This window comes from Solimonas soli DSM 21787 (assembly GCF_000474945.1).
GTDB lineage: Bacteria > Pseudomonadota > Gammaproteobacteria > Nevskiales > Nevskiaceae > Solimonas > Solimonas soli.
The window spans coordinates 24,362-37,450 of sequence record NZ_AXDW01000019.1 but is presented as its reverse complement, the minus strand read 5'-3'; the positions used below and the strand labels follow the sequence as shown (position 1 = coordinate 37,450).

At 67.8% G+C, this 13,089-nt stretch carries 12 protein-coding genes; 2 read left to right on the top strand and 10 right to left on the bottom strand.

Annotation, left to right across the window (positions count from 1 at the left end):
• Positions 1–2: 2 nt before the first annotated feature.
• The 10 genes from hemH to K344_RS0110385 all read right to left on the bottom strand — a co-directional run bounded on the left by hemH (position 3) and on the right by K344_RS0110385 (position 9,496).
• The gene (gene hemH / locus K344_RS21170) at positions 3–1,109 is read right to left on the bottom strand and encodes a ferrochelatase (RefSeq protein ID WP_051362113.1); all 1,107 of its coding nucleotides are present in this window, start codon (positions 1,107–1,109) and stop codon (positions 3–5) included.
• A gap of 46 nt (positions 1,110–1,155) precedes the next feature.
• Positions 1,156–2,664: an APC family permease gene (locus tag K344_RS0110425; RefSeq protein WP_028080625.1), complete on the bottom strand. Its 1,509-nt coding sequence runs from the start codon at positions 2,662–2,664 to the stop codon at positions 1,156–1,158.
• Between the two features lie 141 nt (positions 2,665–2,805).
• Positions 2,806–4,095, bottom strand: a complete 1,290-nt coding sequence (locus K344_RS0110420; RefSeq protein ID WP_028080624.1) for an acetyl-CoA C-acetyltransferase — start codon at positions 4,093–4,095, stop codon at positions 2,806–2,808.
• Between the two features lie 248 nt (positions 4,096–4,343).
• Complete coding sequence (gene accC, locus K344_RS0110415) at positions 4,344–5,705, bottom strand: acetyl-CoA carboxylase biotin carboxylase subunit (RefSeq protein WP_028080623.1); 1,362 nt, start codon at positions 5,703–5,705, stop codon at positions 4,344–4,346.
• A 59-nt stretch (positions 5,706–5,764) separates the two neighbouring features.
• Positions 5,765–6,205 (bottom strand): acetyl-CoA carboxylase biotin carboxyl carrier protein, encoded by a 441-nt coding sequence (gene accB, locus K344_RS0110410; protein WP_028080622.1) that lies wholly within the window; start codon positions 6,203–6,205, stop codon positions 5,765–5,767.
• Between the two features lie 23 nt (positions 6,206–6,228).
• Entirely contained in the window at positions 6,229–6,672 is a 444-nt protein-coding gene (aroQ, locus tag K344_RS0110405) for a type II 3-dehydroquinate dehydratase (protein ID WP_028080621.1), read from the bottom strand.
• A 128-nt stretch (positions 6,673–6,800) separates the two neighbouring features.
• On the bottom strand, positions 6,801–7,325 hold the full coding sequence (locus tag K344_RS21165) for a redoxin domain-containing protein (RefSeq protein WP_051362112.1): 525 nt from the start codon (positions 7,323–7,325) through the stop codon (positions 6,801–6,803).
• Positions 7,326–7,327: 2 nt separating this feature from the next.
• A complete protein-coding gene (locus K344_RS0110395; RefSeq protein WP_028080620.1) occupies positions 7,328–7,813 on the bottom strand; it encodes a protein-disulfide reductase DsbD N-terminal domain-containing protein in 486 nt (161 codons plus the stop codon).
• Positions 7,804–8,136, bottom strand: a complete 333-nt coding sequence (gene cutA, locus K344_RS0110390) for a divalent-cation tolerance protein CutA (protein ID WP_028080619.1) — start codon at positions 8,134–8,136, stop codon at positions 7,804–7,806. Before cutA ends, K344_RS0110395 begins: the two co-directional genes overlap by 10 nt.
• 43 nt (positions 8,137–8,179) lie before the next feature.
• Positions 8,180–9,496, bottom strand: a complete 1,317-nt coding sequence (locus K344_RS0110385; protein ID WP_028080618.1) for an Nramp family divalent metal transporter — start codon at positions 9,494–9,496, stop codon at positions 8,180–8,182.
• A gap of 143 nt (positions 9,497–9,639) precedes the next feature.
• Here K344_RS0110385 and K344_RS0110380 point away from each other — a divergent pair, with 143 nt between their 5' ends.
• Together K344_RS0110380 and K344_RS0110375 are read left to right on the top strand one after the other, a co-directional pair.
• Complete coding sequence (locus K344_RS0110380) at positions 9,640–11,004, top strand: MATE family efflux transporter (RefSeq protein WP_028080617.1); 1,365 nt, start codon at positions 9,640–9,642, stop codon at positions 11,002–11,004.
• Positions 11,005–11,135: 131 nt separating this feature from the next.
• Positions 11,136–13,052, top strand: a complete 1,917-nt coding sequence (locus K344_RS0110375; RefSeq protein WP_028080616.1) for a CocE/NonD family hydrolase — start codon at positions 11,136–11,138, stop codon at positions 13,050–13,052.
• The last annotated feature ends 37 nt before the right edge of the window (positions 13,053–13,089 follow it).

The window sequence follows — 13,089 nt, the reverse complement described above, 5'->3', positions numbered from 1 at the left end:
CTTCAGAAGCCGCGCCGCAGCAGCGCGACGCGCGCGTCGGACGCTGCGTGCGCGTCAGGCGCCGCCGCCGGCGCCCAGCCGGCGAGGTGATCGCGTGCCAGCGCCGCGAGCAGATCGAGGTGGCGCTCGCCGGCGTTGAGCGCGGCGACGTAGCGCAGCTCGCCGCCGCCGGCGGCGCGGAAGGCCTCGCCGTAGCGCAAGGCCACTTCCTCCAGCGTCTCCAGGCAGTCCGCCGAGAAGCCGGGGCAGATCGTGTCCAGCGTGCGCACGCCGCTGCGTCCGAGACGCTCGACGGTGACGTCCGTGTACGGCGACAACCACTTCGCCTTGCCGAGCCGCGACTGGAAGCTGAGGCTCCACACATCCGGCGCGAGGTCCAGCGCCTCGGCCAGCAGGCGGGCGGTCTTCTGGCAGAAGCAGTAGTACGGATCGCCGGCTTCGAGGTAATTCAGCGGAATCGAGTGGAACGAGATCAGCAGGTGCTCGCCGCGGCCGTGGCGCTGCCAGTGCGCACGGACCGAGTCGGCGAGCGCGGCGATGTAGTCGGCGCGGTCGTGGTAGCCGTTGACGAAGCGCAGCTCGGGCCACCAGCGCATGGGCTGGACGCGCGCGAGTACGGCATCGAATACCGACGCCGTGGTCGTCGCCGAATATTGCGGATACAGCGGCAACACGACGATGCGCCGCGCACCGCGCCGGACGAGATCGTCGATCGCGCTGGCGATGGAGGGATTGCCGTAGCGCATGCCGAGCGCGACGGGCACCTCATCATGACCGCCGCCGCCGAGCCGCGCCTGCAGGCCGGCCTGCTGGGCACGGCTGATGGCGAGCAGCGGCGAGCCCTCGGCCGTCCACACGCTCTGGTAGGCGTGCGCGAGGCGCCGCGGGCGGAACGGCAGGATGAAGCCGTAGAGGATGAGCCACCACAGCGCGCGCGGAATCTCGACGACGCGACGATCGCTGAGGAACTCGCGCAGGTAGCGACGGATCGCCGGCGCGGTCGGCTCGTCCGGCGTGCCGAGATTGGCGAGCAGCACGCCGCTGCGCTGCACGCGCGCATGTTCGGCAACGGCGCCGGGCGAGGACGATGAGGCGGATGGAACGGTCATCGCCGGATCATACGCGTGCGGCCGCTCCGCCTTGAAGGGCTGCGCGTCAGGGGGCGTTGATCGCGAGCGCGCTGTGCGTGCGCGAATAGCCGAAATAGACGACGAGGCCGAGCAGCATCCACACGCCGAACGCCGCCCAGGTGAACGTCACCAGGTTCAGCATCAGGTAGCCGCAGGACAGTACGCCCAGCGCCGGAATCAGCGGCGAGGCGGGTGTCCGGAACGGGCGCGGCATGTCCGGATGCGTGCGGCGCATGACGATGACGCCGGCGCAGACCACGACGAACGCGCCCAGCGTGCCGATGTTGGCGATCTCGGCGAGCTTGCCGAGCGGCACGAAGCCCGAGAACGCCAGCATGATGAGGCCGGCGGTGGCGATAGAACCGACCGGCGTGCCGGTCTTCGGATGCACGTAGGCGAAGAACTTCGGCAGCAGGCCGTCGTGCGCGATCGCGAACAGCACGCGCGTCAGGCCGAAGTACATGACGAGAATGACGGTCGTGAGCCCGGCGATGGCGCCGATCGAGATGATGCCGGCGACCCAGGACTGGCCGATCTGCAGCAAGGCGTGCGCGACCGGCGAAGGCACGTTGAGTTCGCGGTAGTTGACGATGCCGGTCAGCAGGATCGAGACGATGATGTACAGCGCCGTGCACAGCAGCAGCGAGCCGATGATGCCGATCGGCAGATCGCGCTGCGGATTGCGCGTCTCCTCGGCGGCGGTCGACACCGCGTCGAAGCCGAGATAGGCGAAGAAAATGGTCGCGGCGCCGGTCATGATGCCGACCACGCCGAAGTGTGTTTCGCCGCCGGCGCCCAAGCCGAGCCCGTACTTGATCGCGTCGATCAAGCGCATTTCCCAGCTGAAGCCGGAACTCGCGTCGGTGGTCGAGACCTCCAGCGGCGGAATGAACGGCGACCAGTTCGCCGGGTTGATGTGGAATACGGCGACGCCGATGAACAAGAGGATCGCCGCGACTTTCACCGCCACCATGATGGCGTTGAACATGGCGCTGGCCTTGGCGCCCGAGGCGAGCAGCAGGCCGATGACGAGGACGATGAGAAAGGCCGGCAGGTTGATCAGCCCGGCGCCCGCCGCGCTGCTGCCGAACCAGTCGGGGCCGTGGGTCAGCAAGGGCGACAGGCCGACGCCGATCGATTGCAGCGCGTTGACGACATAGCCGGACCAGCCGGTCGCCACCGCCGGGATCGCCACCATGTATTCGCAGAGCAGCATCCAGCCGATGATCCAGGCCGGCAGCTCGCCGAGGCTCGCGTAGCCGTAACCGTAGGCCGAACCGGCGCCGCCGACCGCGCTCGCCAGTTCGGCGTAGGCGAGCGCCGCGCAGGCACAGGCGAAACCGGCGACCAGGAATGACAGGATGACCGCCGGGCCGGCCTGCGTCGCCGCCGTGATGCCGGTCAGCACGAAGATGCCGGCGCCGATCACGGCGCCGACGCCGAGCAGCACGAGATCCCACGCCGTCAGCACGCGCTTGAGGCCGCGTTCGTTACCGTGGTCGGGCTTGAACGGCTTGGTGCGCAGCAGGCTCATCGGTTCGGCTCCCCCGGGGTCTCCGCGGATTATGCACAAAGCCAGCCAGGCGCCCGAGCGGAAAGACCACCAGACGCCGGCGCAGCAGCAGCAACAAAAAGCCCGGCCGGAGCCGGGCCTTTCACGCGCGCGTGTCGAGGATCAGGCGCGTTCGACGATCGCCGTCACGCCGAGGCCGCCGGCGGCGCAGATCGAGATCAGGCCGCGGCCGCCGTTGTTCTCGTCGATGATCTTGCCGAGCGTGGCCAGGATGCGGCCGCCGGTCGCGGCGAACGGATGGCCGGCGGCGAGGCTGCCGCCCTTGATGTTCATCTTGGCGCGATCGATCGAACCGAGCGGCGCGTCGAGACCGAGCTTTTCCTTGCAGAACTTCGGGTCTTCCCAGGCCTTCAGCGTGCACAGCACCTGGCCGGCGAACGCTTCGTGGATTTCGTAGAAGTCGAAGTCCTGCAGCTTGAGGCCGGCGCGGTTCAGCATGCGCGCGACCGCGTAGGCGGGCGCCATCAAGAGGCCCTCGTGCTTGCGGCCGGCGAAGTCGACGGCCGCGGTTTCGGCGTGCGTGATGTAGGCCAGCGGCTTGAAGCCGTGCGCCTTCGCCCAGTCTTCAGACGCGAGCAGCACGGCCGAGGCGCCGTCGGTGAGCGGCGTCGAGTTGCCGGCGGTCAGCGTGCCCTGGCCCGACTTGCGATCGAAGGCCGGCGACAGCGACGCCAGCTTCTCGAGCGTGATGTCGGCACGCAGGTTGTTGTCGCGCGACAGGCCCGAGAACGGCACGACGAGATCGTCGTAGAAGCCCGCCTCCCAGGCCGCCGCCGCCTTCTTGTGCGACTCGTAGGCGAGCTGGTCCTGCGCTTCGCGCGGAATCTTCCATTCCTTGACCATCACCTCGGTGTGCTGGCCCATGCTCATCTTGGTGCGCGGCTCGCCATTGGTCGGAATCTGCGGCGCCAGCATCGCCGGACGGAACTTGGCGAGCGCGGCGAGACGCTGGCCGGCGGTCTTCGCGCGGTTGATCTCGAGCAGGATCTTGCGCAGCTTTTCGCCGACCGCGATCGGCGCGTCGGACGTCGTGTCGGTGCCGCCGGCGATGCCGGATTCGATCTGGCCGAGCGCGATCTTGTTGGCGATGTTGATCGCCGCCTGCAGGCCGGTGCCGCAGGCCATCTGCAGGTCATAGGCTGGCGTTTCCGGAGCCAGGCCCGAGGACAGCAACGATTCGCGGCACAGATTGAAGTCGCGCGAGTGCTTCAGCACCGCGCCGGCGGCGACTTCGCCGATCGCCTCGCCGTGCAATTGGAACTTGTCGACCACGCCCTTGAACGCGGCGGTCAGCATGTCCTGGTTCGATTTCGTCGCGTAGGCGGTGTTGGACCGGGCGAACGGAATGCGCGACCCGCCGAGAATCGCCACCTTGCGGCCGTAGGGTTTCATCGAGACATCTCCTGCTGAATGAGCATCCGGGAATGGCGGCGAGCTTAGTGAGCGCCCCTGCGGCTGCCTATTGCTGCGCCGCCACTCGGCACCGGCATTTGACCATGCGCTGCAGAAGCGAAAAAGCCCCGGCGGGCCGGGGCTTTTTCCTGTTTCGTCGCGGCCGTCCCGACTGTGGGCACATGCGGATCGACCGCCGGCCGGGCGTTCGCGGCGCAGGCCTGCCGTTCAAGGCGTGCCGGCGTCACTCACTCCTCGTTCACCCACTGCTCGAGCATGTGCTCGAGATAGTGGATCTGGTGCTTGCCTTCCTTGAACACGGCGTCCGACATGATGCGCCGCTGCAGCGGGATGTTGGTCTGGATGCCTTCGATGATCATCTCGGCCAGGGCCTGGCGCATGCGCGCGATCGCGCTCTTGCGGTCGGAGCCGTAGGCGATCAGCTTGCCGATCATCGAATCGTAATGCGGCGGCACCTTGTAGCCCGCGTAGCAATGCGAATCGAGACGGATGCCCGGGCCGCCCGGCGCGTGGTACTTCTTGATCTCGCCCGGCGAGGGCACGAAGGTGCGCGCGTTCTCGGCGTTGATGCGGCATTCAATGGCGTGACCGCGCAGCTTGATGTTGGCCTGCTTCTTCTTCAGCGGCTTGCCGTCGGCGATGCGGATCATTTCCTTGATCAGGTCGACGCCGGTGACCATCTCGGTGACCGGATGCTCGACCTGGATGCGCGTGTTCATCTCGATGAAGTAGAAACGACCGTCTTCATAGAGGAACTCGAAGGTGCCGGCGCCACGATAGCCCATGCGCACGCACGCGGCGACGCATAGTGCGCCGATCTCCGCGCGCTGCTCGTCGGTGATGCCCGGCGCCGGCGATTCCTCGACGACCTTCTGATTGCGGCGCTGCATCGAGCAGTCCCGCTCGCCGAGATGGATGGCGTTGCCCTGGCCGTCGGACAGCACCTGGAACTCGATGTGGCGCGGCACTTCGAGGTACTTCTCCATGAACACGGAGGCGTCCTTGAAGGCGTTGAGCGCTTCGGTGCGGGCGATGCGGATCTTGCCGAGCAGCTCGCTCTCGTTGCGCACGACCTGCATGCCACGGCCGCCGCCACCGGACACCGCCTTGATCAGCACCGGATAGCCAACGTTCGCGGCGATGCGCAGGCATTCGTCGTCGTCCTCCGGCAGGATGCCGTCGGAACCCGGCACGCAAGGCACGCCGGCGGCGATCATTTCCGCCTTGGCGTTGGTCTTGCTGCCCATCAGGCGGATGGTCTCCGGCTTCGGGCCGATGAAGATGAAGCCCGACTTCTCGACCGACTCGGCGAAGTCGGCGTTCTCGGAGAGAAAGCCGTAGCCCGGATGGATGGCGTCGGCCTGCGTCACCTCGGCGGCGGAGATGATCGCCGCCATGTTGAGATAGCTGCGGCCGGCCTGCGGCGGGCCGATGCACACCGCTTCGTCGGCGAGCGCCACGTGTTTCTGCTCGCGATCGGCGGTCGAGTACACGGCGACCGTCTTGATGCCGAGTTCGCGGCAGCAGCGCAGGATGCGCAGGGCGATCTCGCCGCGGTTGGCGATGAGGATTTTCTTGATCTCTTTCATGGCCGGAAGTCTCCGGCGATGACGTGATCGCAAGACAGGAAGAGGTTTGCCATTGCGCTTTACTCGATGGCAAACAGCGGCTGATCGAACTCGACCGGCTTTTCGTTCTCCGCGAGGATCTCGACGATGACGCCGGCCTTGTCGGCCTCGATCTGGTTGAGCATTTTCATCGCCTCGATGATGCACAGCACCTGACCGGCCTTGACCGTCTGGCCGACTTCGACGAACGACTTGGCGCCCGGCGACGGCGCGCGATAGAAGGTGCCGACCATCGGCGCCTTGATGATGTGGCGGTTGTCGACCTTGGCGACCGGCGCAGCGGCGGCCGGCGCCGGCGCGGCGGGCAGCGCAGCCGGCGGCGCGGGGGTGAACTGCTGGACCGGCACCGCCATCGTCTGACGGCTGATGCGCACTGACTCTTCACCTTCGCGAACTTCCAGCTCGGAAATGCCGGATTGCTCGACGAGGTCGATCAGCGTCTTGATCTTGCGTAAATCCATGTTGCCCCTCCTCAGGGACGTCGTCAGGTCTGCGAAAGGCGCTCATGCGCGGCCGTGAGCGCCAGGCGATAGCCCAGTGCTCCGCAGCCGGCGATGACGCCCAAGGCGATGTCGGAAAGATACGAATGCTTGCGGAACGGCTCGCGGGCGTGGACGTTCGAGAGATGCACCTCGATGAACGGAATCGCCACGCCGAGCAGGGCATCGCGCAGCGCCACGCTGGTGTGCGTGTAGGCGCCCGGATTGATCAGGATGAAGCGCACGCCGTCCTGACGCGCCTGCTGGATGCGGTCGACGAGCGCCCCTTCGTGGTTGCTCTGGAAGACCGCCAGCTGATGGCCGAGCCGGGCGGCTTCGGCGGCCAGGTCGCGCTCGATGTCCGCCAGCGTCTGCCGGCCATAGACCTCCGGCTCGCGGGTTCCCAGGAGGTTCAGATTGGGACCGTTGATCAGCAGCAGATGGCTCAAGCAGGGCGTCTCGTTTTCAGAATGGATCGATTCTGCCCACGCCCCTGCGCAAAAACAAGCGGGAGGACGTTTTGCCAGCAGTTACCTACAAGATCGAGGCTTTTCGCCGTTAGTTGTCAAACGAATGTTCAGGAGCGGCCGAGGTGGCGCTTGAGCAGGCCTTCGAGCTGTGCGGCGCTCATGCCGCCCAGCACGCGTTCGGCGATGAAGCCGTCCGGATCGATGAGCACGGAGAAGGGCAGTGCGCCCCTGTCGTTGCCGAAAGCGCGCATCGCCGCTTCCGCGGTCGCGAAATCGGCGGTGACCGGATAGTTGATGCCGAAGCGCCGCACCAGCGGTTCGATCGCCTTCGCTTCGTCGAGCGCCGCACCGACGATCTGCAGCCCGAGCCCGGCGTAATTGGATTGTGCGGCGACCAGATGCGGCACTTCGTCCATGCACGGCGCGCACCACGACGCCCAGAAGTTCAGCAGCACCCAGTGGCCGTGCAGCGATTGCAGGGAAACCGTCTTGCCGTCGAGCGTCGTCAGGCTGAAGGCCGGCGCGACATCGCTCGCGCCTTCCATCTGCGGTGCCGAGAAATACCAGTACGAGAACGCGCCGCCGACGCCGGCGACGATGGCGAAGACCGCGATGACGATGAACTTGCGCATGGTTACGGACGCGTGGTGGGGAGCGGAGCGGCGACGGTCTGCACGACCGTCCGTGGCGGATAGCAGACGCCGGCGTCGGCGCAGCCCTGGAAGCTGACGCGCACGCGCAGCGCCGCGCGCGGCGTGCCCTGCGTCGGCACGCTGGCCTCGAGCAGGCCGCGGTAGATCTGCACCGCGCCGAAATGTTCGTCGACGTGATCGATGCCGGCCGGCAGGCGGATCGCCAGCAGGCCGGTGGCGTCCGGCGCCAGCGCCTCGACGCGGATGCGCTGGCGATACAGGTAGTAACCGGGCGCGATGTTCCAGCTCAGCCGCAAGGCGCCGTCGCGCCATTCGATCGGCAGCAGATCGAAGGCCTGCTCGGCCGGCAACAGCGCATCGAGCGCCGGCCGGCGCTCGAGCAGCGGCGACGAGGCTTGGGCCGCCGCGGCCGCGACGAGCAGTGCGCACGCCAGCGCGTGGTGCCGCGCGGGGAGATTCAGGAACACGAAGCGATGACCCAGTCGAGATACGGTCGATGGACCGCGTCGCCACCGACCATGACGATTTCCGGAAGTTCGTATGGATGCACGGCCAGCACCGCCGCGCGCAGCGCGTCGAAGCGCTCGGCCGGATGCTTGATCAGCAGCAGCGCCTCGTCGGCGCTTTCGATCGCGCCCTGCCAGCGATAGACCGAGCGCAGCTGCGGCAGCACGCTGACGCAGGCGGCGAGGCGCTGTTCGACGAGCGTGCGCGCCACGGCATCGGCGTGTTCCGCCGGGCAGCTGACGAAGGTCAGCGCCAGCACGGCGGCAGAGGATTGCGAGGGCATCGGCGAAGCTTAGCGTCGCGGCGCGGACGATGCGAACGCCGGCTCAGAACAGGAACTGCGCGAGCAGCCACAGATTCGCCGCGCTGATCGCACCGAACAGGCCCCAGCCGAGCAGCTTCGTGAGCGGGCCATTGACGAACGCGCCCATGATGTCGCGACGGCCGGTGAACTGCACGAGCGGGAACAGGGCGAACGGCAGCTGCAGGCTCAGCACGACCTGGCTGAATACCAGCAGCGTGCCGACCGAGCGCTCGCCGAGAAGCATCACGCCGACGAAGGCCGGCAGCAGCGCCAGTGCGCGCGTGATCAGATGTCGCCGCCAGCACGGCATCTTCAGATCGAGAAAGCCCTCCATGATGATCTGCCCGGCGATGGTGCCGGTGAACGTGGAGCTCTGGCCGGCGGCGAGCAGGGCGATACCGAACAGGATCGCCGCCGCCGCGGTACCGACCACCGGCGCCAGCAGTCGGTAGGCGTCCTCGATGCTGGCGACGGCGGCGTAGCCGGTGCCGTGGAAGGCGGTGGCGGCGACGATGAGGATCGCGCAGTTGACGAGCATCGCCAGCGACAGCGAGACGATGGTGTCGAGGCTGAGGAAGCGCAGCGCTTCGCGCCTGGCGCCATCGTCGGCGCCGACGCGACGCGTCTGCACGACAGAGGAATGCAGGTAGAGGTTATGCGGCATCACCGTGGCGCCGAGGATGCCGATCGCCAGATACATCGCCTCGCGGTCGGTCGCCAGACGCCAGGACGGCACCAGGCCGTCGCGTACCGCCGCCCAGTCCGGCCTGGTGAGCCAGAGCTCGATGAAGAAGCACAGCGCGATGGTCGCGATCAGCGCCAGCATGATCGCTTCCAGCTTGCGGAAGCCCTGGCCCTTGAGGCCGATGACGATCAAGGTGCTGGCGGCGGTGATGACGACGCCGCTCAGCACGCTGACGCCGAACAGCAGATGCAGGGCCAGCGCGCAGCCGAGCACCTCGGCGAGATCGCAGGCGACGATCGCCAGCTCGGCGAGCAGCCACAGCGCGAGCTTGGCGCGCCTGCCGTAGTGCGCGCGCGACAGGCGCGCGAGATCGCGGCCGCTGGCGATGCCGAGCTTCATGCTGAGCATCTGCAGCAGCATCGCCGCGAGGCTCGACATCAGCACCACGCAGAGCAGCGCATGGCCGTACCGGGCGCCGGCCTCGATGCCGGTCGCCCAGTTGCCGGGGTCCATGTAGCCGGCCGAGACCAGCAGCCCGGGCCCGGCGTACATCAGCAGCTTCTTCCAGGCCGGCAGTCCGCCGCGGACGATGACCGAACCGCGGACTTCGGAAGGACAGAAGGGCGCGGTGGCGGTCGTCGGCAGCTTGAACATGCAGGGCGCGCATTGCGGGATAGCGCCGCTACTCTGGCATTGCCGCGCGAAAATGCCCAGACTACGCGGCCCCCGCCGTCAGCGGCGGCCCTCGGCTATGCATCGTTCCTGCCCCGGCAGGAGATTACCTGCGGTCCGTTTCCATGCAGCACTTCGAATCTTCCGCCCTGCGCCGCGAGGCGCGCGAGTATTTCCGTCTCGCCTGGCCCATCGTCATCGCCCAGCTGTCGTTCGTCAGCATGGGCGCGGTCGACACGATCCTTGCCGGCCGTCTCGGCGCCGCGCAGCTCGCGGCGATCGCCGTCGGCGCCAACATCTTTTTCGTCGGCTTCGTGTTCTTCTCCGGCCTGTTCATGTCGGTGGCGCCGATCGTCGCGCAGCGGCTCGGCGCACGCCGCGACGCCGCCGAGATCGGCGAGTTCGTGCGGGGCGCGCTGCTGGTGGCGCTCATCGTCGGCCTGCTGTGGATGCTGCTGCTGCATGCGGTGCGCGAGCCGGTGCTCGACATTCTCGGCCTCGCCGACGACACGCGCGCCTACGCGAGCGGCTATCTGCGCGCGGTGGCCTTCGCGCCGATTCCCATCTGCGTCAACTTCGTCCAGCGCAATGCCGCCGACGCGCACGGCCTGACGCGCCTGTCGCTGGTTTCGGGCCTCTGCGGCTTCGTCGTCAACGGCGTGCTCGGTTACGCGCTGATGTATGGCCGCTTCGGGCTGCCGCAGATCGGCCCGGCCGGCGCCGGCTATGCGCTGGCGACCGCCGATTGCGTGATGGTCTTCATCTACGCCGCCCAGTATTTCCGCTCGCCGGCGCTGCGCGGTCTGCGCATCGTGCGTGAAGGCCCTCTGCCGTGGCGCGCGTCCGGCCGGCAGATTCTGCGCCTCGGCCTGCCGATCGCGGCGATCCTGTTCGCCGAGTCCAGCCTGTTCCAGCTCGGCGGCCTGATGGTCGCGCACTTCGGCTCGGAGACCATGGCGGCGCACCAGATCGCGCTGAACTGGGCCTCGCTGATGTTCATGATCCCGCTGTCGGTCGGCATGGCGGCAACGGTGCGCGTCGGTCACGCCGCCGGCGCCGGCGATGCGATGCAGGTGGCCTTGCGCGGCCGCGTCGGCATGGCGATCGGCATGGCCTTCGCGCTGGTCTCGGCGGGGCTGATGTTCGTCGCGCCGCGACTCATCGTCGGCCTGTACACGAACGTGGAGGCGGTCGCGGCGATCGCCGTCGGCTTCCTCGGCTACGCCGCGATCTTCCAGATCGTCGACTGCCTGCAGGCGACCGCCAACGGCGCACTGCGCGGCATCAAGGACACGCGCCTGCCGATGGCGATCACCGTGCTCGCCTACTGGGTGATCGGCATTCCGCTCGCGGCCTGGCTGACGCTGCGCACGAGCCTCGGTCCGGCCGGCGTGTGGATCGGCTTCATCGGCGGCCTGACGATCGCCGCGATCGGCCTCAGCGCGCGCTTCCTGCGCCAGACCACGCGCGCCGCGGCGGCGCAGCGCTAGCTAGACCAGCGCGCGCCGCGCGAACTGCGTGTAAACCCCGATTGTCGCCTGCGGCGAGATCCGCGTATTTTCCGACGCTGGTGCGCCGCGGCCCGATCGTGCGGCTTCCCCGATCTGCCATGGAGGCGTCGATGAAATGTGCCGCGCTGCTGTACGCCGCAAGTCTTTTCGTCCTGTCGCCGCTCGGCGGTGTCGCCGCCGAAGGCGCGGCGCGCGTCACGCCGATGACGCCGGACGTCGTCGAAAGCTATGACGCGGTGCGGCCGTCGGCCGACTTCATCAAGCGCGTCGAGATGGTGCCGATGCGCGACGGTGTGAAGCTGTACACCGTGATCTTCATGAAGAAGGGCGTGAAGAACGCGCCGATCCTGCTGTCGCGCACGCCATACGATGCCAAGGGCTCGACCGCACGCGCCGCCAGCCAGAAGCTGGTCAATGTACTGCCGGCGATGGACGCGCCATTCGTCGACGACGGCTACATCCGTGTCTACCAGGACATCCGCGGCCTGCGCCATTCCGAGGGCCAGTGGATCATGAACCGTCCGCTGGCCGGGCCGCTCAACGATACCGGCATTGACGAGTCGACCGACGCCTACGACACCATCGACTGGCTGGTGAAGAACGTACCGCAGGGCAACGGCAAGGTCGGCATCATCGGCTCGAGCTATCTCGGCTTCACCTCGCTGATGGCCGAGATCAATCCGCATCCGGCGCTGAAGGCGGCGGCGCCGCAGAGTCCGATGGTCGACGGCTGGCGCGGCGACGACTGGTTCCACAACGGCGCCTTCCGCCTTCCGAGCTTCGACTATGCGCTGGAGATGAGCGAGGACAAGGGCGACGGCAGCGGGATTCCGCACGGCGCCGGCGACGACTACACCCTGTATCTGAACGCCGGCTCGGCCGGCGATTTCGCGCGGGCCTGGGGCCTCGACGCGGTGCCGTTCGTGCAGAAGCTGATGCAGAACCCGGCGTACACGCCGTTCTGGTCGCTGCAGGCGGTCGACCAGCTGATGGCCAAGCGTCCGCTGACGGTGCCGACGATGCTGATCGTCGGCCAGTGGGACCAGGAAGATTCATACGGCGCGCCGGCGATGTACAAGGCGCTCGCCGACTCGAAGCGGCGCAAGGCGCCGCTGTCGCTGGTCATCGGCCCGTGGCGCCATTCCGGCGTCAATCACTACGGCTACGAGCTCGGCGCGCTGATCTTCACCGGCGACACCGCCGCCGAATTCCGCACGCGCTGGCTCAAGCCGTTCTTCGATCACTACCTCAAGGGCGCTGCCGATCCGCGCATCCCGGCGGCGATCAGCTACGCGACCGGCGCCAATCGCTGGGACGAATCGCCGCGCTGGCCGATGGGCACGCCGACGCCGCTGTATCTGACCGCCGATTTCGGCACCAGCTTCGACAAGCCGGCGCAGGCCGGCCACGACGACTACGTTTCCGATCCGGCCAAGCCGGTGCCGTTCATCCCGCGGCCGATCCACATGGGCGACCCCATGCAGTGGAAGCCGTGGCTGGTGCAGGACCAGCGCTTCGTGTCGAGCCGCCCGGACGTGCTGGCCTATGAAGGCGAGCCGCTGGGCAAGGCCGTGCACATCATGGGCGCGCCGGCCGTCGAGCTGTATGCGGCGACCAGCGGCAGCGACAGCGACTGGGTCGTCAAGCTGATCGACATCTATCCGGACGACATCCCGGAGCCGGTCAAGGAGGGTTCGAAGCCCGGCGTCGCCGGTTTCGAATTGCCGGTCGGCATCGAGATCTTCCGTGGCCGCTACGTGCACGGCTACGCGACGCCGCAGGCGCTGGCGCCGGGCAAGGTCGAACACTACCGTTTCGAGCTGCCGAACGTCGATCACGTATTCCTGCCCGGCCATCGCATCGGCGTGCAGATCCAGTCCAGCCTGTTCCCGCTCTACGACCGCAATCCGCAGACCTATGTGAGCAACATCTTCGACGCCGGGCGCGGCGACTATCGCGCCGCGACGCAGAGCGTCTATCGCGGCGGCGAGCAGGCCAGCCGGGTATGGCTGCCGGTCGTGCCTTGAGGCGAGCGCGGCAAGGATCGCTGCGTACCGGCCCCCG